At 59.5% G+C, this 21,659-nt stretch carries 15 protein-coding genes and 1 pseudogene; 5 read left to right on the top strand and 11 right to left on the bottom strand.

The genetic code is table 11. From position 1 onward, the window contains the following. Positions 1-5 precede the first annotated feature (5 nt). Together FT726_RS10570 and FT726_RS10565 are read right to left on the bottom strand one after the other, a co-directional pair. Entirely contained in the window at positions 6-962 is a 957-nt protein-coding gene (locus tag FT726_RS10570; protein ID WP_282995670.1) for a UV damage endonuclease UvsE, read from the bottom strand. A 105-nt stretch (positions 963-1,067) separates the two neighbouring features. Beyond that, the gene (locus FT726_RS10565) at positions 1,068-3,098 is read right to left on the bottom strand and encodes a choline transporter (protein WP_021509525.1); all 2,031 of its coding nucleotides are present in this window, start codon (positions 3,096-3,098) and stop codon (positions 1,068-1,070) included. A gap of 241 nt (positions 3,099-3,339) precedes the next feature. On the opposite strand from FT726_RS10565, the gene betI reads away from it, so the two are divergent. From betI to betA, 3 genes are read left to right on the top strand one after another with little or no spacing between them, the layout of a single operon-like run. Next, positions 3,340-3,936, top strand: a complete 597-nt coding sequence (gene betI / locus FT726_RS10560; protein WP_150059071.1) for a transcriptional regulator BetI — start codon at positions 3,340-3,342, stop codon at positions 3,934-3,936. Between the two features lie 13 nt (positions 3,937-3,949). Then, positions 3,950-5,422, top strand: a complete 1,473-nt coding sequence (betB, locus tag FT726_RS10555) for a betaine-aldehyde dehydrogenase (RefSeq protein ID WP_104187214.1) — start codon at positions 3,950-3,952, stop codon at positions 5,420-5,422. A gap of 25 nt (positions 5,423-5,447) precedes the next feature. Continuing rightward, the gene (gene betA / locus FT726_RS10550) at positions 5,448-7,127 is read left to right on the top strand and encodes a choline dehydrogenase (RefSeq protein ID WP_021509528.1); all 1,680 of its coding nucleotides are present in this window, start codon (positions 5,448-5,450) and stop codon (positions 7,125-7,127) included. A gap of 172 nt (positions 7,128-7,299) precedes the next feature. Here the strand turns inward: betA and FT726_RS10545 are convergent, their stop codons facing one another. Continuing rightward, positions 7,300-8,217 carry a LysR family transcriptional regulator gene (locus FT726_RS10545; protein ID WP_282996219.1) on the bottom strand — a complete coding sequence of 306 codons (918 nt, stop codon included), beginning with the start codon at positions 8,215-8,217 and terminating at the stop codon, positions 7,300-7,302. 99 nt (positions 8,218-8,316) lie between these two features. On the opposite strand from FT726_RS10545, the gene FT726_RS10540 reads away from it, so the two are divergent. Beyond that, complete coding sequence (locus FT726_RS10540) at positions 8,317-9,648, top strand: aspartate aminotransferase family protein (protein WP_346302790.1); 1,332 nt, start codon at positions 8,317-8,319, stop codon at positions 9,646-9,648. Here FT726_RS10540 and FT726_RS10535 read toward each other — a convergent pair. The 4 genes from FT726_RS10535 to FT726_RS10520 are packed head-to-tail and all read right to left on the bottom strand — an operon-like array spanning position 9,641 to position 14,558. Next, positions 9,641-11,953: a molybdopterin-dependent oxidoreductase gene (locus FT726_RS10535; RefSeq protein WP_346302793.1), complete on the bottom strand. Its 2,313-nt coding sequence runs from the start codon at positions 11,951-11,953 to the stop codon at positions 9,641-9,643. The genes FT726_RS10540 and FT726_RS10535 overlap by 8 nt on opposite strands. A 34-nt stretch (positions 11,954-11,987) precedes the next feature. Continuing rightward, entirely contained in the window at positions 11,988-12,749 is a 762-nt protein-coding gene (locus FT726_RS10530) for an amino acid ABC transporter ATP-binding protein (protein ID WP_058758829.1), read from the bottom strand. Continuing rightward, entirely contained in the window at positions 12,742-13,665 is a 924-nt protein-coding gene (locus FT726_RS10525) for an amino acid ABC transporter permease (RefSeq protein WP_021509533.1), read from the bottom strand. The genes FT726_RS10530 and FT726_RS10525 overlap by 8 nt, the downstream gene beginning before the upstream one ends. Continuing rightward, complete coding sequence (locus FT726_RS10520; protein WP_021509534.1) at positions 13,662-14,558, bottom strand: ABC transporter substrate-binding protein; 897 nt, start codon at positions 14,556-14,558, stop codon at positions 13,662-13,664. Before FT726_RS10520 ends, FT726_RS10525 begins: the two co-directional genes overlap by 4 nt. A gap of 492 nt (positions 14,559-15,050) precedes the next feature. Here FT726_RS10520 and FT726_RS10515 point away from each other — a divergent pair, with 492 nt between their 5' ends. Then, positions 15,051-17,231, top strand: coding sequence for a TonB-dependent siderophore receptor (locus FT726_RS10515; protein ID WP_288422392.1), 2,181 nt, complete (start codon positions 15,051-15,053; stop codon positions 17,229-17,231). Positions 17,232-17,263: 32 nt separating this feature from the next. Here the strand turns inward: FT726_RS10515 and FT726_RS10510 are convergent, their stop codons facing one another. The 4 genes and pseudogenes from FT726_RS10510 to FT726_RS10495 all read right to left on the bottom strand — a co-directional run bounded on the left by FT726_RS10510 (position 17,264) and on the right by FT726_RS10495 (position 21,509). After that, a complete protein-coding gene (locus tag FT726_RS10510) occupies positions 17,264-18,715 on the bottom strand; it encodes an MFS transporter (RefSeq protein WP_346302789.1) in 1,452 nt (483 codons plus the stop codon). Positions 18,716-18,763: 48 nt separating this feature from the next. Beyond that, positions 18,764-19,360, bottom strand: a complete 597-nt coding sequence (locus FT726_RS10505) for a TetR/AcrR family transcriptional regulator (protein ID WP_058770527.1) — start codon at positions 19,358-19,360, stop codon at positions 18,764-18,766. Between the two features lie 133 nt (positions 19,361-19,493). Further along, positions 19,494-20,407, bottom strand: a pseudogene (locus tag FT726_RS10500) (alpha/beta fold hydrolase). Positions 20,408-20,615: 208 nt separating this feature from the next. Further along, positions 20,616-21,509, bottom strand: a complete 894-nt coding sequence (locus FT726_RS10495) for a MurR/RpiR family transcriptional regulator (protein ID WP_288422387.1) — start codon at positions 21,507-21,509, stop codon at positions 20,616-20,618. Positions 21,510-21,659 lie beyond the last annotated feature (150 nt).

The following is a 21,659-nucleotide window of genomic DNA, read 5'->3' as shown; positions in this document are numbered from 1 at the left end:
GTTAATCAGCGCGTCTGCGCATAGTGATACAGGCGGTCGCGCGCGAGGTTCTTCATTTTCACTTCGCACATGATGTCGAAGCGATCAAACGACAGCGCCCAGTCATTCAGCGTCTGATTGAAATAGTAGTCAGAATGGGCGCGCAGCTTCGGCTTTGAGGCGGCGAGTTGATCCTGATCGGGGAAGCCGCTGTCCGGGATCAGCCCTTCCTGGGCGATCGAATAGTGCAGCACCGGTCGCACGCCGCGCCACGATTCCAGAATCAGCGCCACGCGTTCATCGCTGGCCTGAATAAACTGGTTCTCTTTCACCCAGTGATGGTGAATATCCAGCACCACCGGGCAGAGCGCGCGCGCCTGCAATACGTCATCCAGCGAGCAGGAAATTTCGTCATTTTCCACCGTCAGCATGTTGCGGGCTTCCGGGCTGAGGCGCATAAATGCCGCGCGAAAGCCTTCAATACCGCGCTTGCCGTTCATGTGGATGTTGATTTTAAAATCCTGGAACTGCCTGCCGTAGCCCATCAACACCGCGCACAGCGTGTGATACTCGACATCTTCCAGCGCCCGATCCACCACGTCATCATTATCCGAAGCCAGCACCGTATACTGACCGGGATGGAATGACAGGCGAATGTTATGCGCGCGGGCAAATTCGCCGCAGCGGCTAAACAGTGGCTGCAATTCGGGCAGAATATCGCCATACAGTTCAGTGGCCAGCGGCACGGTGTACAGCGGCAGCAGATCGCTGCCGATGCGCATCATGCGCAACGCATCCGGCTGCTGCGCCAGCTGTTCCAGCGTCAGAGAGAGGTTCTGCAGGTTATTTTGTGCCAGTGCCAGCAGCAGCGTGGCCGCCGCGTTACGCTCCATAGCGAGAAAGCGTGTGCGGGTGGTGGTTTTAAATGGAAATGGCTGTTTAGCCTCAGAATCAAAGTACTTACACGCAAAACCCAATTTCATTATGTTCCCCTTCAGGTCAGCTAGTGAGTCTAGCTGCCGCTGGCAATTATGCGAGGAACGCCGCGTGATTAAACGGGCAGCCGCCTTGCACGGCTGCCCGCACTGTTACACGCTCGGGTAAGTGATATTGCTGCCCGGCGCTTCACGATGCAGATGGATAAAGTTCAGGTGACGCTCGTACTGATCAAGAATGTCGATGATCACCTGCTCCTTGTTGTAGTCCATCAAATCGTTGCCCTGGCTGCCCTCCAGCAGGAAGGTTTCCAGCCGGTAATAGTGCGACTTACCGCTGCGGGCGCGATAGGTAAAGCCCGGCACCGAGTACTGCTGCGGCCACACCTGATAGACGAAATCCTGCTCCTCGCCGAGGTGCACGCGCAGATCAAGGTAGCCCAGCGGCTGGCCCTCTTCCGGCGCAACGCTCTCCAGCGATACGCGACCGCCGCGCAGCTCCAGCTCTTTGGCGACATCCTGCATCGCCGGATAGATCACCGTTTCCATCATCTGCTGGGTATAGCGCGTGCCCGGGTAGTTCATCAGGCGCGACAGCCGCTTTTTCCAGCTCAGACGATCATTGCTCGCTGGAATATAGGGCGCGGTATCACGGCTGGCGCTGGCGCGGCGGTGATCTTCCACTTTGAGTGATTTATACAGCCCGGCCATCACAAAGAAGATCACGAAGCTGAACGGCAGACCCATGATCACCGTGGTGTTTTGCAGCGCAGAGATGCCGTTGGTCATCAGCATGCCCATGGTCAGCACGCCAATCGCCACCGACCAGAAAATGCGCAGCCAGTTTGGCGCATCGCTATTGATATCTTTCAGCTTCGAGGTGAAGTTCCCCAGCACCAGCGAGCCGGAATCCGCCGAGGTAACATAAAACAGCATGCCGGTAATGGTGGCGACCGAGGCGCTGAACTTAAACGCCGGATACTGCGCCAGCAGGCTGTAGAACCCGCGCTCGGCATGCGCCATCACTTCCTGGGCAAAACCGGCATCGCCGTGGATGATCTCGTACAGCGCCGCGTTACCGAACACCGACAGCCACAGCAGCGTGAAGGTGAACGGGATAATCAGCGTGCCGAGCACAAACTCACGGATGGTGCGGCCACGGGAAATACGGGCGAGGAACAGGCCGACAAACGGCGACCACGCCACCCACCACGCCCAGAAAAACAGCGTCCAGCTGTTCATCCACTGCGTCGGACGATCAAACGCAAAGGTGTTGAGCGTCATGCCCATAAAGCGGTTGATGTAATCACCGACGTTCAGCACCAGCGCGTTGAGCAGGAAATCCGTCTTGCCCATAAACAGCACAAACAGAATCAGACCAAGCGCCAGCGCGACATTCAGCTCCGACAGGATGCGGATGCCTTTATCCACGCCCGAGGTCACCGAAATGGTGGCGATCACCACCGACAGTACAATCAACGCCATCTGCGCCGTCAGCCCTTCCGGCACATCAAATAACACTTTCAGCCCGTAGTTGAGCTGTACCACGCCGATACCCAGCGTGGTGGCGATACCAAAAATGGTACCGATCACCGCCGCGATATCCACCGTGTGGCCAATCGGGCCGTTAATGCGTTTGCCGAAGATCGGATAGAGCGCGGAGCGAATGGTGAGCGGCAGATTATAGCGGTAGCTGAAGTAGCCGAGCGCGATGCCCATCAGCGCATACATCGACCAGCCGGTCAGACCGTAGTGAAACAGCGTCCACACCATCGCCTGACGCGCCGCTTCCAGGGTCTGCCCGGCGCCTTCCGGCGGCTGCATATACTGCGTGACCGGTTCCGCCACCGAAAAGAACATCAAATCGATGCCGATGCCGGCGGCAAACAGCATCGCCGACCAGCTCAGCAGACTGAATTCGGGTTTGGACTGCTCCGGGCCCAGCTTAATGGCGCCGTAGCGTGAACAGGCCATATAGATGACAAAGACGATATACAGCGTGGCGGCCAGCATGTAGTACCAGCCAAAAGTGGACGACACCCAGTTGACGGCGCTCTGGATCCAGCCGGCAGCGAGATCGCTGTACAAAATGGTGACAAGTGAAAATGTCAGAATCAGTCCGGCAGAGGTGTAAAACACCACGGGATTGATTCTGTCTTTTTCACTGGCAGGTGGATTAATCATCGGTTACCTCTGGTTAATTTCCTGTAATTATTCAATGAAGTAGCAGGGCCGTAGCGATCGGCCTTATCGGTATCGTTCTCCTGTTTTCCCTCCTGATTGTCCGGCACGGTTAAGTATTCACCTTCCCGTTGCGCTTTCATAACAACCGAAGCACAGTATCCTAACAAGTTTCTTTTTTATATTGAACGTGCAATCAAAAAAAGTTTTAATAGGGGTCTTACATTGCGGTGGAGCTGGAGTCATGCCAAAGGTGGGAATGCAGCCGATACGTCGTCGGCAACTGATTGATGCGACCCTGAGTACCATTAACGAAGTCGGGATTAATGACGCGACCATTGCGCAGATTGCGCGGCGCGCCGGCGTCTCGACCGGCATCATCAGCCACTACTTCAAAGACAAAAACGGTTTGCTGGAAGCCACCATGCGCGACGTGACGCGTCAGCTGCGTGATGCGGTGGCGGCACGACTGAAACCGCTGACGGGAGCCGGCACCGAAGCGCGCCTGCTGGCGATTGTCGAAGGTAACTTCGACGACACCCAGGTGCACAGCGCGGCGATGAAAGCGTGGCTGGACTTCTGGGCCAGCAGCATGCATCAGCCGCAGCTGGGTCGCCTGGAACGCGTCAGCAGCCGTCGCCTGTTTTCCACGCTCGCTGCCGAGTTTCGCCGCGAGCTGCCGCGTGAGCAGGCGCGGCTGGCCGCGCACGGTCTGGCCTCGCTGATTGATGGCCTGTGGCTGCGCGCCGCGCTGAGCGGCAAACCGTTTGATCTGGCGATTGCCAGAACGCTCACCACCCAATTCATTCGCCAGCAGCTGGCTGGCGCCGCGAATCACTGAGGAAGGAGCAACCATGTCCCGATTCACCGAGCAGCATTTATACATTGATGGTCAATACGTTGCCGCAGCAGCGGGCGATACATTCCAGACTATCAACCCGGCCAATGGCGAAGTGCTGGCCGAGGTCCATGAAGCCGCGCAGGCGGATGTCGATCGCGCGGTCGCCGCCGCGCAAAAAGGCCAGAAAATCTGGGCGGCCATGACGGCGATGGAGCGGTCACGCATCCTGCGCCGAGCGGTGGATATCCTGCGCGAGCGTAACGATGAGCTGGCGGCGCTGGAAACCCTCGACACCGGTAAACCGCTGAGTGAAACCCAGGCGGTGGACATTGTTACCGGTGCCGATGTGCTGGAGTACTACGCCGGCCTGATCCCGGCGCTGGAAGGCCAGCAGATCCCGCTGCGTGATACCTCTTTCGTCTATACGCGGCGCGAACCGCTTGGCGTGGTCGCCGGAATTGGCGCATGGAACTATCCGATCCAGATCGCGCTGTGGAAATCTGCGCCGGCGCTGGCGGCCGGTAACGCGATGATCTTTAAACCCAGCGAAGTGACGCCGCTGAGCGCGCTGAAGCTGGCAGAAATCTACAGCGAAGCCGGCGTACCGGACGGCGTGTTCAACGTGCTGAACGGGCGCGGCGCGGTGACCGGTCAGCTGCTGACCGACCATCCGGGCATCGACAAAATCTCCTTCACCGGAGGCGTGGCCAGCGGCAAAAAAGTGATGGCCAACGCGGCCGGCTCCACGCTGAAAGAGGTGACCATGGAGCTGGGCGGCAAATCGCCGCTGATCGTGTTTGACGACGCCGACCTCGATCTCGCCGCCGACATCGCCATGATGGCGAACTTCTACAGCTCCGGCCAGGTGTGCACCAACGGCACGCGCGTGTTTGTGCCGACGGCGTTGCAGCAGGCGTTTGAGGCCAAAATCGCTGAACGCGTGGCGCGCATCAAAGCTGGCGATGTCAACGATCCGGCCACCAACTTTGGCCCGCTGGTCAGCTTCCCGCATCGAGACAATGTGTTGCGCTATATCGAATCCGGCATCAGCGAAGGCGCGCGCCTGCTGTGCGGCGGTAAACGCATGAGCGGCGCGGCGTTTGATAACGGTGCCTGGGTAGAACCGACCGTGTTCACCGATTGCCGTGATGAAATGACCATCGTGCGCGAAGAAATTTTCGGACCGGTGATGTCGATCCTGACCTACGACAGCGAGGAAGAAGTGGTGCGCCGCGCCAATGCCACCGAATACGGCCTGGCGGCGGGTCTGGTCACCCGGGATCTGAATCGCGCGCACCGCGTCATTCACCAGATTGAAGCGGGCATTTGCTGGATCAACACCTGGGGTGAATCCGCCGCTGAAATGCCGGTGGGCGGTTACAAGCACTCCGGTATCGGCCGCGAGAATGGTCTGATGACGCTGCAGAGCTACACGCAGGTGAAATCTGTGCAGGTCGAACTGACCCGTTTTCAGTCGGTATTTTAATCAAGCTTAACCTGAGGAGCGACTAATGGAATTTGATTACATCATTATCGGAGCCGGATCCGCAGGGAACGTTTTGGCAACAAGACTGACCGAAGACAGCAGCGTGAACGTCCTGCTGCTGGAGGCCGGCGGTCCCGATTACCGCTTTGATTTCCGCACGCAAATGCCGGCGGCGCTGGCCTGGCCGTTACAGGGCAAACGCTACAACTGGGCGTACGAAACCGAGCCTGAGCCACACATGAATAACCGCCGCATGGAGTGCGGACGCGGTAAAGGGCTGGGCGGTTCGTCGCTGATCAACGGCATGTGCTACATCCGTGGTAACGCCATGGATCTCGACAACTGGGCGCAGCAGCCGGGTCTGGAAAACTGGACTTACCGCGACTGCCTGCCCTACTACCGCAAGTCGGAAACGCGCGATATCGGTGCTAATGATTATCACGGCGGCGAAGGCCCGGTGAGCATCACCACCTGTAAGCCTGGCAACAACCCGCTGTTCGCCGCGATGATTGAAGCCGGCGTGCAGGCGGGCTATCCGCGCACCGACGATCTCAACGGTTATCAGCAGGAAGGATTTGGTCCGATGGACCGTTTCGTGACGCCGCAGGGCCGCCGCTCCAGCACCGCGCGCGGTTATCTGGATACGGCAAAACAGCGTCCGAATCTGAAAATCATCACCCACGCCACCACCGATCGTATTCTGTTCGAGGGCAAACGCGCGGTCGGCGTGCAGTATCTGCACGGCGCCAGCGATACGTCGCACACCGTGCATGCGCGGCGTGAAGTGCTGCTGTGCGCCGGTGCTATCGCCTCGCCGCAGATTCTGCAGCGCTCCGGCGTTGGCGCGGCGGCATTGCTGAAGCAGCACGATATCCCGCTGGTGCATGATCTGCCGGGCGTCGGTGAAAACCTGCAGGATCATCTGGAGATGTACCTGCAGTACGAGTGCAAAGAGCCGGTGTCGCTCTATCCGGCCCTGAAGTGGTGGAACCAGCCGAAAATTGGTGCCGAGTGGCTATTCAAAGGCACCGGTATCGGCGCCAGCAACCAGTTTGAAGGCGGTGGCTTTATCCGCAGCCGGGAAGAGTTTGCCTGGCCCAACATTCAGTACCACTTCCTGCCGGTGGCGATTAACTACAACGGCTCGAATGCGGTAGAAGCGCACGGTTTCCAGTGTCACGTCGGTTCGATGCGTTCGCCAAGCCGCGGTCACGTGCGCATTAAGTCGCGCGATCCGCGCCGGCATCCGGCGATTCTGTTCAACTACATGGCACACGAGCAGGACTGGCATGAGTTCCGCGATGCCATCCGCATCACGCGCCAAATCATCAACCAGCCGGCGCTGGATAAGTATCGCGGCAAAGAGATCAGTCCGGGGCTGGAGTGCCAGAGCGACGAGCAGCTGGATGAGTTTGTGCGCAACCATGCTGAGACCGCTTACCATCCGTGCGGCACCTGTAAAATGGGCAGCGATGAGATGGCGGTTGTGGATGGCGAAGGTCGCGTACATGGCCTGCAGGGGCTGCGCGTGGTCGACGCCTCAATCATGCCGCTGATCATCACCGGTAACCTGAATGCCACCACCATCATGATTGGCGAGAAGATCGCCGACAACATTCGTGGCCGCCAGCCGCTGCCGCGCAGCGAAGCGGACTACTTCGTGGCGGGCGATCGCCCGGTGCGCGGCGAGCCGCTGCGTGCATAAAGCAGTAATATCTCAGGGGAGAACGTACGGTTCTCCCCTTTTTTTCGCCCTCTTCTCTCTCGCCACCCTGCCTGCCATTAAGGTCTGTCAGACTTTGCGCCGCACGGTGCTGCCGTCCGGTTGATGTAGCAAACTAACAGTATGTTGTAACTAGATAACCTAAACGCCTCCGCTAAGCGCCGGGCTCGTCCAGCGCCAGCGCCTGCAAAAAGCGTTGCAGGATGGCGTTGTGACGCGGGCCCTGGCGGGTGACGAGCGCGATTTGACTGTGGTAATGGAACTGCTGCGGCGCGAGGGCGCGCATTTGCTTTTTCTCCACCCACTGCGCGGCGTAGTGGTCCGGCAGGAAACCGATATAGCGCCCGGTGAGAATGAGAAATGCGATCCCTTCGCGATCGGAAGCGGTGGCGCTGCAGTTCAGCTGCTGATGCAGCGCAATCGCCTCCGCCGGCATGCGAAACAGCGGCGCTATCGCATCGCAGGCCGCCAGCGCGTGGTGTTCCGGCCGCTCCGCCTGGTTAAACAGCGGGTGCGCGTGGCTACAATAGAGCTGCGCATGTTCATCATACAGCTGTGCGTACGCCAGCCCGGAGACCGGCGCCGCCATCGGCAGCGCGCCCACGTGCAGGCGTCCTTCCAGCAGACCTCGCTCGATATCCGCCGCGGTTAACATACTGATGTTGATACGGATCCCTGCCCCGCTCTCCCGCAGCGCCGCCAGTGCATGGGTGAGACGCATGCGCGGCTGCGTCACCAGATTATTGATGATGCCGATGTTGAACTCTCCGCGCAGCTGCTGATGCATCTGGTTCACCTGCTGGCGAAAATCTTCCACCGCCGCCATCATGGTCTCGCTGTGTCGTAAAATTTCACGCCCTTCCTCAGTGAGCGCAAACCCGGCACGGCCGCGCTGGCACAGGCGCATGCCCAGCCGTTTTTCCAGATCGCTCATGTGCAGGCTGATGGCCGAGCGCGTAATACCGAGCAGGCTTTCGGCAGCGGAAAAGCTGCCGCACTCGCTGACGGTTTTGAAAACGCGCAGCAGTCTGAGGTCAAAGTCGGTCACCTGGGCCAGCGCTTTCTTTTTCATTCAGGTGAGTAAATCCATAAGTGAAGACAAGTTAATTAGCATTTAACTTAACCGGCGGCGGATTGCAAACTCTGCTTAACACATGCCGGAGAAAACCCGATGTCACAGCCGATCAATACCGCCGACCTGAATTTACAGGCGCACTGGATGCCGTTTACTGCTAACCGCTATTTTCAGCAGGATTCCCGTTTTATTGTCGCCGCGCACGGCCACTGGCTGACCGATGGCGACGGCCGCCAGATTTTCGATAGTCTGTCCGGTTTATGGACCTGTGGCGCGGGCCACACGCGCCGTGAAATCCAGCAGGCAGTCGCGCAGCAACTCGGTACGCTGGATTACTCGCCGGGCTTTCAGTACGGCCATCCGCTGTCGTTTCAGTTGGCCGAGCGCATCGCCAGCCTGATGCCCGGCCATCTCAACCACGTGTTCTTTACCGGTTCGGGGTCGGAGTCGGCGGATACTGCGGTGAAAATGGCGCGCGCCTGGTGGCGGGCCAAAGGCCAGCCCAATAAAACCCGGCTGATTGGTCGCGCGCGCGGCTATCACGGCGTGAACATTGGCGGCACCAGCCTTGGTGGAATCGGCGGCAACCGTAAGGCCTTTGGTCAGCTGCTGGAGGTTGATCACCTGCCGCATACGCTGCAGCCAGAGCTGGCGTTCACCCCCGGCCAGCCCGCCACGGGCGGCGAGGCGCTGGCAGATGAGATGCTGAAGCTGATTGAACTGCATGATGCTTCGACTATTGCCGCGCTGATTGTTGAACCGCTGTCCGGTTCTGCCGGCGCGATTATTCCGCCGCACGGCTACCTGCAGCGCCTGCGTGAAATCTGTACGCAGCACGATATTTTGCTGATTTTTGACGAGGTGATCACCGGCTTTGGCCGCATGGGACGCTGGAGCGGCGCGGAGTATTTTGGTGTCACACCGGATCTGCTCAGCTTCGCCAAACAGATTACCAACGGTGCCATTCCGCTGGGTGGCGTGGTGGCCAGCAGTGAAATCTATCACACCTTTATGTCTCAGCCGCTGCCGCAGCACGCGGTTGAGTTTGCGCACGGCTACACCTATTCGGCGCATCCGGTGGCCTGCGCGGCCGCGCTGGCGACGCTGGACGTGCTGGAAAACGAGGCGCTGATTAGCCAGTCGGCCGAACTGGCACCGCATTTTGAACGTGCGCTGCACGGGCTGCGCGATTGTCCGCAGGTGGTGGATATCCGCAACTGCGGGCTGGTCGGTGCCATCCAACTGGTACCCCGTGAAGGTGACGCGACCGTGCGGCCGTTTGAAGCGGGCATGGCACTGTGGAAAGCCGGCTTTTACGTCCGCTTTGGCGGCGATACGCTGCAGTTCGGCCCGATGTTTGATACCCAGCCGGCCGAACTGGACCGGCTATTTGATGCGGTAGGCGAAGCCCTGCACGGCCTCAGATAATCTCAGTGCTGTAGCTGACCGGCTGCGGCGGAATAAATGCCTGCACCGGCGTCAGTTCGCCGCGGTATTTGCGCAGCTGCACCACGGCGATTTGTCCGCTACAGCCCTGCGCCAGCGATGAAGTGCCGATATCCAGCGTCAGCACATTCGGATTGCCGTGGCGACACAGCGGTCGCAGCGCGGTGGGATCGACCGGATCGTACCAGGCGCCGGTCGGCAGCTGCACCACACCCGGCATAATGCTTTCGGTGACGCGAGCGCTGGCCAGCACGTGACCGCGCTGATTGTACAACTCGATAATGTCGCCGTCGGTAATGCCGCGCGCGGCGGCATCGTGCGGATGCAGGCTGCACACCTCACGTCCTTCGCGTTTGCCGCTCAGGCTGTAGTCACCAAAATCCAGCTGGCTGTGCAGACGCGTGGCCGGCTGATTCGCGATCAACCACAGCGGATGCTCCGCATCCGGCTGCTGCTGCGGCGCGCGCCACACCGGATGGCCGGGGCAATTTTCATAGCCAAAGCTGGCGATGGTGGCGGAAAAGATTTCGATTTTGCCGCTCGGTGTCGGTAGCGGTGCCGCCGCCGGATCGGCCCGAAACGCATTGATCATCCGCCCGCCATCTTTCAGCTGCGGCAGTTCAATCACGCCCTGCAGCCAGAACTGGTCGAAGTCAGGAATCGTCACCTGATGCGCGGCCAGTTTTTCCTGCAGCTGCGCATAGTGATGGCGCAGCCAGCCGCGGGCGTCGCGTCCTTCGGTGAACGCCTCTTCACGGCCTAAACGACGCGCCAGTTCAGCAAAAATGGTGTAGTCATCCTGCGCCTGCGCGTAAGGTTGCGCCACCGGCTGCATGGCAAACAGATGACGATCGGTCGGCGCACCGCCGATATCTTCACGCTCCAGCGTCATGGTGGCAGGCAGCACGATATCCGCATGGCGCGCGCTGGCGGTCCACGCGGTCTCGTGCACAATCAGCGTATCCAGCTGGCAAAACGCCTGCCGCAGCCGCGCCAGATCCTGATGATGATGGAACGGATTGCCGCCCGCCCAGTAGGCCAGACGGATGTGCGGATAGGTCAGACGCCGGCCGTTGTAATCAAACTGCGTGCCGGGATGCAGCAGCATATCGGCGATGCGCGCCACCGGAATCAGCCGGTCAATACCGTTCCTGCCCTGCGGCAGCGCCGGGAAACTCACCAGATTATGATGCTTACCGTAATGGCCGAGTGCGCCGAGCGCATAGGTGTATCCACCGCCCGGCAGCCCCGGCTGTCCCAGCGCGGCCGCCAGCACCAGCCCCAGCCATACCGGTTGCTCACCGTGTTCCGCGCGCTGCAACGCGTGCGCCACGGTAACCAGCACGCGCTTGCCGTGCAGCTGGCGGGCAAAATCGGTGATTGTTGCCGCGCTGACGCCACAAATCTCAGCCGCCCACTGTGCGTCGCGCCGCGTACCGTCCTCTTCGCCGCGAATATAGGCGACCATTTGCGGCCAGCCGACGGTGTAACGCGCGAGGAAAGCCTCATCGGTGCGCTGCTCGTCAATCAGCACCGACAGCAGACCGAGAATGAAGGCCGCATCGGTACCAGGTCGCAGCGCCAGCCACTCTCCCTGCGCCTCATCGGGCAGATCGCTCTGCAACGGGCTCACCGAAATAAAGCGTGCGCCGCGCTCTGCCGCCTGCTGCATAAAGCCGCGTTCGGTGTGTTCGCTCAGACCACCGCTTGCCACCTGCGAGTTTTTCAGCGCCAGGCCGCCGAACGCCAGCACTATCTCGCTATGCCGGGCGATCTCTTCCCAGCTGACGCCGCGGCGGGCGATCTCATTCATGTCGCCAACGATATGCGGTAACAGCACCGAAGCCGAGCCGGAACTGTAGCTGTTCACCGAGCGCACATAGCCGCCCATCACCGTGTTAAGAAAACGGTGCACCTGGCTCTGCGCGTGGTGAAAGCGGCCGGCACTTGACCAGCCATATGAGCCACCAAAAATACCTTCCGGCCCATACGCGTCACCGACGCGCTGCAGTTCGCGCGCCACCAGCGTGTAAGCCTGCTCCCAGCTCACCGCCACATAGTCGTCATTACCGCGACGTGGATCCGCGCCGGGCCCATTTTCCAGCCAGCCACGGCGCACCATCGGTTGCGCCACGCGCGCCGGGTGATGCAGGACATTGTGAAAGTTTTGCAGCAGCGGGCTGGGATCGGGATCGCCGTGAAACGGTTCGATAGTCAGTCGATCGCCCTGCAGGCGGGCAGTAAAAGCACCCCAGTGGGCGCTGTGCATCACCGGTTTTTGCGTCATCATGCTTCCTGGAGTCAAAAATGAAAAACGGTGCTTACAGCACCGTTGCAATAAAGTTTCTTACCCGTCCGTTTTCCGGATCGTCGAGCACCTGCTGCGTCGGCCCCGCCGCCACAATCCGCCCGCCTTCCATAAACACGATGTTATCGGCCACCTCGCGCGCAAAACCGATCTCGTGTGTCACGATCACCATGGTGATGCCGGAGTGCGCCAGTTGTTTAATCACCTGCAGCACTTCACCCACCAGTTCCGGATCGAGCGCAGACGTGGGCTCATCAAACAGCATCACGCCGGGATCCATCGCCAGCGCACGGGCGATCGCCACACGCTGCTGCTGACCACCGGAAAGATTCTGCGGCCACTCTTCTTCGCGCCCGGCCAGCCCCACCTGCTTAAGCAGCGACAGCGCTTTGCTGGTCGCCTGCTGGCGGCTCTGTTTTTTCACCCGCATCGGCGCATCGACAATGTTTTGCAGTACGGTGCGGTGCGGGAACAGGTTGAACTGCTGAAACACCATGCCGATTTCGGCACGCTGACGCGCAATCTCGCTGCTGCTCAGCTCGTGCAGCGCCTGGCCTTTCTGCTTGTAACCAATGATCTCGCCACCGATACGAATCGTGCCACCATCCAGTTTTTCCAGATGGTTGATGCAGCGCAGCAGCGTCGATTTGCCTGAGCCGGACGGTCCGAGGATCACCGTCACCGAGCCCGCCGGGATATCAAGATTAACTTCATCCAGAATGGTGACGCCGGAAAAACGTTTGGTCACCTTACGTAAGGCGATCGCTTCAGCCATTGCTTACGCTCCTTTCGGCTTTAGGCGCGGAGAAACCGGGCAGCGACTTGAGTAAACTGCGCTTTTCGCGGCGCGTGACGCCACGGCCAAAGTAGCGCTCGACATAGAACTGACCAACCGACAGTACCGAAGTCATCAGCAGATACCACAGCGTCGCCACCAGCAGCAGCGGGATCACTTCATAGGTGCGCTGATAGATGATCTGCGCCGAAAACAGCACATCCTGCAGGGAGATCACCGATACCACCGCCGTGGTTTTCAGCTGGCCGATGATTTCGTTACCGGCCGGCGGCATGATGGCGCGCATCGCCTGCGGCAGTACGGTATGGCGGAAAATCTGCGCCGGACGGTAACCCAGCGCGCGGGCGGCTTCCAGCTGGCCGTTGCCAACGCTCTGAATCCCGGCGCGCACGATCTCAGCCGCATAGGCAGACTGATGCATTACCAGCGCGATCACCGCCGCGCTGAACGGACTGACCAGCGCATTAGACTGAGTACTCCAGATTTCACCCAGGCCCGGCAGCGACAGCGAAATGGTCGGGTACAGCGCCGCGATGTTGTACCACAGGAACAGCTGTACCAGCATTGGCACGCCGCGGAAAAACCAGGTATAGAACCAGCTGACGCCGACCAGCACCGGGTTGGATGACAGGCGCATCAGCGCCAGCACCGTGCCAAAGGCGAAGCCCAGCACCACCGAAATCGCTGTCAGCTGCAGCGTCATCAGCACGCCCTGCAGGATCGACTCGCCGGTGAAGTTTTCCGCAATCACGCCCCATTCGAAGCGCGGATTGTTGATCATCGAATGCGCCATCGCCACCACGCACAACAGCACCACCAGCGCACTGAGCCAGCGTCCGTAGTAGCGTTTACCGACGATTTTCAGATCGTCGGTGTGGTCGTGAAAGTCACTCATTGAAAGATATCCTGATTACGTTTTGACTCTTTAACCGCGCCAAAGCCGATGCCCCAGTTATCCAGGATCTTCTGGTAGCTGCCATCTTTAATCAGCGAGTTCAGCGCTGCCTGTACCGCAGGTTCAAGCGCGGAATCTTTCGGGAAGGCGACCGATACCGGCGCATCATGCACGGTGATTTCGCCGCTCATGGTCAGCGGTTTGATCACTTTCACCTGCCACAGCAGGCCTTCGTACGGACCGAGGAACATCGGCACACGCCCGCTGACCACGGCCTGAACACCCGCCGGGCGATCCGGGAACACTGACACTTTAATCGGTTTTTTCCCGGCCGCTTCACAGGCTTTGCTGGCCTCTTCCAGACGGGTCACCTGAGTGGTGCCGGAACCGGCGCCGACTTCTTTACCGCACACCTCGTCGAGGGTTTTGAACGGCGCGACGTTGGCGTCTTTCCGCGAAATAATGCCAAGACGGCTGGCGTCGTAGTAACTCACAAAGTCGATAATTTTGGCGCGCGCCGGCGTGGCGTTGATGTTGGACAAGGCCACATCGTAGCGGCCGGTTTTCAGTCCCGGAATGATGTTGTCGAAGCCGCCGGTGTCACGCCACTGCACCTGAATGCCGAGACGCTCACCGACCGCGTTCATGATGTCAATTTCACGGCCGGCCAGCGTTTTGTTGTCTTCTTTATAGAAGGTGGTGGGCGGCGTGTTGGGGTTGGTTCCTGCCACAATATAGCCGCGCTTCGCCACGTCGGCGGGCACCAGGCTTTTCAGCGCGGCATCAGCCTGAACATGCAGTGAGCTGTCGGTTGGGACGGATTGTTCGGCGGCAAACGCGGTGTGCGCACTGAGAGCGAGTGCGAAAAGGGTGATACCTTTTGCGAATTTCACTGGAACCTTTCTCCTGATATTTAAAATGTTTCCCGGCAGGGAAAAGGCGTTGAGGTAGCGATGTATTTTTCCCTTTGCCCATGTCGCGTAAAGCCGCGCGGCGCAAAGGATTGTCATCCTCTAAACGTCCCGCAGCCATTCTCTGGAAGATAGGCAGCGATCACAAATGCGAAAAACAGATATCTATTGCCGAAATCCGGCAATAGGGTTCTTTGCTGGCCTGAACGCGGCCCTGTCGTCGCGCAAAAATCAGATTGTTACCGCAAATCAGGCACCTGCTTATCCTGCCACGCTGGATGATTTGCTTATGAGCCATAACGTTCCTGTCTAAGCCACTATGTTGCCCTGCTGACAAAAACTGACAAAAAAGCGGCACGGTGAGGCGATTTACGCAGGAATGTAAAGAAGTTGCACACCAATATACAATGCAAACCATTCTCATTATCATGCGCATTTGCTTACAAATGTTAACGCATCAGGGAGATGATATAAGTGAATGTAACTGTATGTGGCAAAAAGCGTCCGGTCGCACTGTGCCTGGCAGGCCTGTTAACCTCACCGGTGTTTGCCGCTGAACCCACGGAGAAGCTGGCCGACGATGAGTCGATGATTGTAACGGCAGAGCAGGAGCTGAAGCAGCAGCCGGGGGTTTCCACCATTACCGCTGAAGACATCAAAAAAAGTCCGCCCGTTAACGACCTCGCGGACATCATCCGCAAAATGCCCGGCGTTAACCTCACCGGTAACGGCGCCAGCGGCAGCCGCGGTAATAATCGCCAGATCGACATTCGCGGCATGGGCCCGGAAAACACTTTGGTGCTGATCGATGGCGTGCCGGTCACCTCCCGTAACTCGGTGCGTTACAGCTGGCGCGGTGAGCGCGACTCACGCGGGGATACCAACTGGGTACCACCGGAAATGGTGGAACGCATTGAGGTGATACGCGGTCCGGCCGCTGCCCGTTATGGCTCCGGTGCCGCCGGCGGTGTGGTCAACATTATTACCAAACGCCCGACCAATGACTGGCACGGCTCGCTGTCGCTGTTCACCAACCAGCCAGAAGATGACAAGGAAGGCGCCACCCGCCGCGCGAACTTCAACGTCAGCGGTCCGCTGGCCGGTGAGGCACTCACCATGCGGCTGTACGGCAACCTGAACAAAACGGATGCCGACGCCTTCGACATCAATACCGCGCAAAATGGCGCTTACGCCGCCGGACGCGAAGGGGTGCGTAACAAAGACATTAATGGCGTGCTGTCGTGGAAAATCACCCCGACGCAGATTGTCGATTTCAGCTATGGCTACAGTCGCCAGGGCAATATTTATGCCGGCGACACGCAAAACAGCAACAGCAATGCCAGCGCCAACGGACTGGTGGAAGCGCTGTACGGCAGCGAAACCAACCGCCTGTATCGCCAGAACTATGGAGTGGTGCACAACGGCATCTGGGACTGGGGCACCTCTAAGCTCAACTTTAGCTATGAGAAAACCAATAACACCCGCCTGAAAGAAGGCTCCGGCGGCAGCACCGAAGGGATGATCAACAGCGATACGTACGCTACCAGCCGGCTGGAGAGCTATCGCGCCGGCGGCGAGATCAATTTCCCGCTGCAGCTGCTGGTCGATCAAACCGTTACGCTGGGTGCTGAGTGGAATCGCGATGAGCTTAACGATCCGGCATCGGTACAGGCCACCAGCGCACCGGGCGTCGATTTCGGCGGCGTTTCCAGCGACGGTTCGCAGCGTGACAGTAAAAACAGCGCCACCATCAGCTCGCTCTATTTCGAAGACAACATCGCCGCCACCGACTCCACCGAAGTGATCCCCGGCCTGCGCTTCGACTATCACGATCAGTTTGGCGCTAACTGGAGCCCGAGCCTCAACCTGTCGCAGGGCCTCGGTGATTACTTCACGCTGAAAGCCGGTATTGCGCGTGCCTTTAAAGCGCCAAACCTGTATCAGTCCACTGAGGGCTACATCCTGTCGACGCGCGGCAACGGTTGTCCGATTGGCCTGTCACGCTGTTACCTGCTGGGCAGCAAAGACCTTGATCCCGAGATCAGTGTGAATAAAGAAGTGGGCATTGAATTCAGTCATCAGGGCTATGTCGCGGGCATCACCTGGTTCCGCAATGATTACAAAAACAAAATCATCTCCGGCACCACGCCGGTGGCTTCAACCGGCTCGTATAACCTGCTGCGCTGGGAAAACGGCGGCAAAGCGATCGTCGAAGGGCTGGAAGGCAATCTGAGCATCCCGCTGATCGCCGACACGCTGGAGTGGCGCACCAATGCCACCTATATGTTCCGCTCGGAGAGCAAAAAAACCGGCAACCCGCTGACGGTAATTCCGGAATTCACCATCAATTCGCAGCTGGAATGGCAGGCGACCGAGGCGCTCAGCGCCAACATCAACTGGACGCAATACGGGCGGCAGAAGCCACGTCAGTATGCGGAAACCAGCCTCGAGGCCAGCCGTGGTCTGTCGCAGCGTGAAATCAGCCCGTATTCCATTGTCGGGCTGAACCTCAACTATGACATCACTAAAAACCTGAGCGCCAACGCCGGTATCAATAACCTGTTTGATAAGCGCGTTTATCGCGAAAATGCCGGGGCATCGACCTATAACGAACCGGGCCGCGCCTGGTACGCCGGTGTCACGATGTCGTTCTGAGGAATGGACGCGATTGATTTGAGCGACCGAACTTAGCTGAGGGATTTAAGCACCGCCGCCTGTGCGGCAGGCCTGCGCGCTAGCCGGATGCTCAGCAGCGCGCCGGCCGCCAGACAAATCGACATACACACTATCGCCACGATGAAGGCATGGGTAATCTCTCCCGGCCCCTTGCCCGTGCCCAGCACGGCATAAAAGATCCCGCCGATAATGGCCACGCTCAGTGCCGTGCTCAGTTGCAAGGTGGAGCTGGCGATACCGGCAATCATCCCGGCCCAGGCGGGTGCCACGCGTCCGGTGACGATGTGCATCAACGTCGGCAGCGCCAGCCCCTGACCAAACCCCACCACAAACAACCCCAGGGCCAGCGGCAGCGCCGCCGGTGACACCCCGACCGGCGTGCTGGCCATCAGCCACGCCAGGCCCAGCAGGCCGACCACTTCCAGCACCATCCCAGTGGCGTTAACGTAAGGCCCAATCAGCCGTCGCGCAGCGGGCGTGGATAATGGCCCCAGCAGAAAACCCGCACCAAAGGGCAGGAAGATCAGCCCGGCGCTCAGTACGCCCTGATGCAGCGCGCCCTGTAAATAGATCGAGAACAGCAGGAAGAATACGCCAATCGAGTAGAACAGCAGCGCCAGCAGCATGGACAGCCCCAGCCCCGGCACGCTGAAAATCGCCGGGTCGATCAGCGGATCGCCGCCCTGCTTTGCCAGCCGGCTTTCATAGCGCCAGAACAGAGTGCCTAGCACCGGCACCAGCAGCAGCGATAGCCAGGCCCACAGCGGCCAGCCCGCTTCCCGTCCTTCAATCAGCGGCACGATCAGCAGACCCAGCGTCATCATCGACAGTCCCATTCCGCCAAAATCCAGCTTGCGCGCGTGCTGAGCTCGCGTCTCTTTAATCAACGGGATGCCAAACAACACCACCAGCAGCGCCACCGGCAGATTGACCAGGAAAATGGCGCGCCAGCCGCTATTGAACAGGTTGAGTGAGATCAGGATGCCGCCCAGCGCCTGGCCAATCACCGAGGCCAGGCCAAATACCGCGCCGTACAGGCTCAGCGCGCGCGATTTCTCCGCCTCCGGGAAAATCGCCTGAATCGAGGCCAGCGCCTGCGGTGCCATAATCGCTGCAGTGATGCCCTGCAGCACGCGACCAGCGATCAGCGCGCCCGGTGACCAGGCAAAGCCACACAGCGCAGAAGCCGCTGCAAAACCGGTCAGTCCAGCGAAGAACATGCGCCCGCGGCCAAACAGATCGCCGAGGCGACCGCCGGTGATCAGCGTGACGGCATAAAACCCGGCATAGGACGAGATGACAAATTGCTCCGCCGAGCCGGACGTGGCCAAGTCGCTCTGAATCGACGGCAGCGCCACATTGACAATAAAGAAGTCCAGCGGGGGTAAAAATGCGCCTGTCAGCAGGACGATAAACATCGCCCAGCGGCGTGGCTCGGGATTTAACGCGTGCGGATCGGACATCACAACACCTCACTAAGGAACCGATTAGTTCCAATATGGATAAAAAAATTAGTCGAGCAGACGCATCGTGCAGTCCACTACGGCGTTCATTTCTGCTTCCGTTGCCCCGGTTTTACCGAGGATGCGCATCCCTTCAATCTGGCAAACCAGTAAGCGGGCCAGCACCTGCTCATCACGCTCGGGCAGTTCTCCGCTCAGCTGACCGCGCACCAGTGTTGCCGCATACAGCTGCTGCAAACGCCGGAACATGCGTCCCGTGCGTTCGGCAATCTGTTCATCATGCGCGGCCATCTCGGTGGTGAGTGACACCACCAGACAACCGCGCCGCCCTTTCTCGCCGCTGGAGAGCGCGGCATAACGCAGCAGCGAGGCGCGAATCGCCGCTTTAACCGCGCCGGGCTGCGCCAGAATATCCGAGGTGGCTTTCAGACCTTCGGTCATGTAGATATCCAGCGCGGCCAGCAGCAGCCCTTTTTTATCGCCGAACGCCTTGTAGAGACTGCCGCGCGATAAACCGGTTCCGGCGATCAAATCCGGTAGCGACGCCGCTTCATAGCCGCGATCCCAGAAAACGTGCATGGCGCTGCGGGCGGCCTCTTCCAGCTCGAACTCGCGCGGGCGACCGATTACGGTCAGGTTCTTCATCACTGCCCTCCCCTTTAATTATAAACCAACTGGTTCCTATCTTAGCCGCAATGCAGTGGCTATTGCAAGTCAGCCGCCCCCCCCCTTCACGGCTCGGCCGCTTACACATGGATAATCAGGGTTAAGTGATGCGTCACACAAAGAACTGACGTAACGCGTCGGCCAGCGCCTGCGGTTGCTCATCCGGGATAAAGTGACCACAGTGCGCGAGGCGAATCCCGCTGACGTCGGCCGCAAAAGTGCGCAGCGGCTGGGCCATATCGGCAATCGAACCCTGATCGGCGCTCACCGCCAGCAGCGGGATCGCCAGTTTTCCCCGGGTTTGCAACAACTGACGATTCTGCTCCGCCGAGGTGCTGACCTCACGATACGCCGCCATGCCGGCGCGGAGGCGCCGTTTTGCTGCAGCAGCCGCACATATTCCGCCATCTCTTCGTCACCAAACACCATCGGGCTGGCTGCTTTGCGCTGCAAAAACCACTGCAGATAGAGCGCTTCACGACCGGCGATCAGCGCTTCCGGCAGATCCGGCAACAGGTGAAAAGCAAAGTGCCAGGTTTTCCAGGCTTTGTCCGGCGTCGCAGGCAGCGCATCCGGCAGCGTCACGCCGGGAATGCCGGCATCCAGCAGCGCCAGTTTGCTGATGGCATCACCGTGCAGCATCGCCAGCGGCCAGGCAACCCAGGCACCCACGTCATGCGCGGCCAGGTAGTAACGCTCAACCCCTAACTGCTGCAACAATCCCTGCACGCTGTGCGCCAGCGAGGTGGTGTCATAACCGCTGGCAGGCTTGTCGGAATCGCCCTGGCCGGGCAGATCCGGCGCAATGATAAAGTAGTCTGCCGCCAGCTGCGCCATCACCTTACGCCAGGCAAACCAGCTCTGCGGAAAGCCCGCCAGCAGTACCAGCACTGGTCCCTGCACATTGCCGCCGCTGACGTAGTGCAGCCGCACGCCCGCGACCGTGGCGTAAGCATGGTTAAACTGCGGCAGGTGATCGACGGGCTGTGACCAGCGCGGCGCGGCGTTCAGGGCAGGCAGTGACATAAGCGTTCTCCGGTTATTTTGGTAAAGATTATTTCCTTATTGGATGCGATCCTGCGCTACCGCGCCGTTAACGCGGACTCATTAAGGAAATGTTTATTTCCTTAATATTAACGACAGCCACGCGCGCCTTGCAAGCGAGTCTGTGAAATAGATCCGGAAGCGAACGGCGGAGTGAATAGCCCCGCCGCCGCGCCTGAGTGATGTGCGGTTATCCCGCCTTCTTCGACGTGGGTTTCAGCGATCGATTGAGATCCTGAATGCGTTTCATGGTTTTAACCGTGCGTGCCGAACTGGCAGAGGCCACCGCCAGAATCAGCATTTCGAGGCACACCAGCACCGTACCGTGCAGCGGCATGCGACCATTTTCACCGCCGCGCGGCACGTTAATTACTACATCCGCCTGCTGCGCAAACGCCGAATCCAGCGCGTGGGTCAGCAGAATCACCGGCATACCAAGCCGCTGCGCCTCTTTCAGCGTCGTCATGCCCTCACGGTGCGCCGATTTCTGCGCCATCATGATCAGTACATCGCCGCGCTGTAGCGTAATCAGCTGTTCTGCCAGCGCAATCCCGGCACGGTTAAGCGTCACCGCCGGCAGGCCGATGCGCCGGAACAGTCGCGCGCTGTACTCCGCCAGAATGCCGGAAGCGTTGATGCCAAACAGCGCCACCTGACGCGCTTCCAGCAACAGTGTCACCGCAGCTGCCACCGCCTGGCGGTTGACCGGTTCTGCCAGCACTTCGCAGGCGCGCTGATGGCCGCCCAGCACAAAATCGATGCCGGAGTTGATGTCACACGACAGTTCGCTGATGGTTGCTCTCATCTTCTCTTCCGAGTTTTGCGCCGGACCAAACCACGCGGCCAGCGTGGTTTTCAGATCGCGCAAACCGGCAAAGCCCAGCGCCTGCACGGTGCGCACCACGGTGGCGTCAGAGGTTTGGGTGGCCTGGGCGATATCCAATGCAGTCGCGTCTAATATAGCCTCACGATGTTCGTGGATATATCGCGCCACCGTTTGCAGGCTGGCCGATAATGTCGTGACGCGCGCACGGTAGCGTTCACCGAATACATCCACCCGATTTTTAATGTTATTTGCCGCCATTATGTTGCCTGTTAGTAATACCGCATCGTTGTGAACCGCGTCGGCAGGCCGGCTTGTAGTAAAAATTTGCGCCGCTACCGCTGCCCACTCCCTTCACGCCTGGCTTAACCCGGCCAGCCTCAAACTACAAAAAAAGCATAATCGACTGAT

Source organism: Pantoea sp. Morm (assembly GCF_016643525.1).
Taxonomy (GTDB): domain Bacteria; phylum Pseudomonadota; class Gammaproteobacteria; order Enterobacterales; family Enterobacteriaceae; genus Pantoea; species Pantoea dispersa.
Note: the sequence above shows the minus strand (reverse complement) of the source record. Positions and strands in the feature narration are given on the sequence as shown.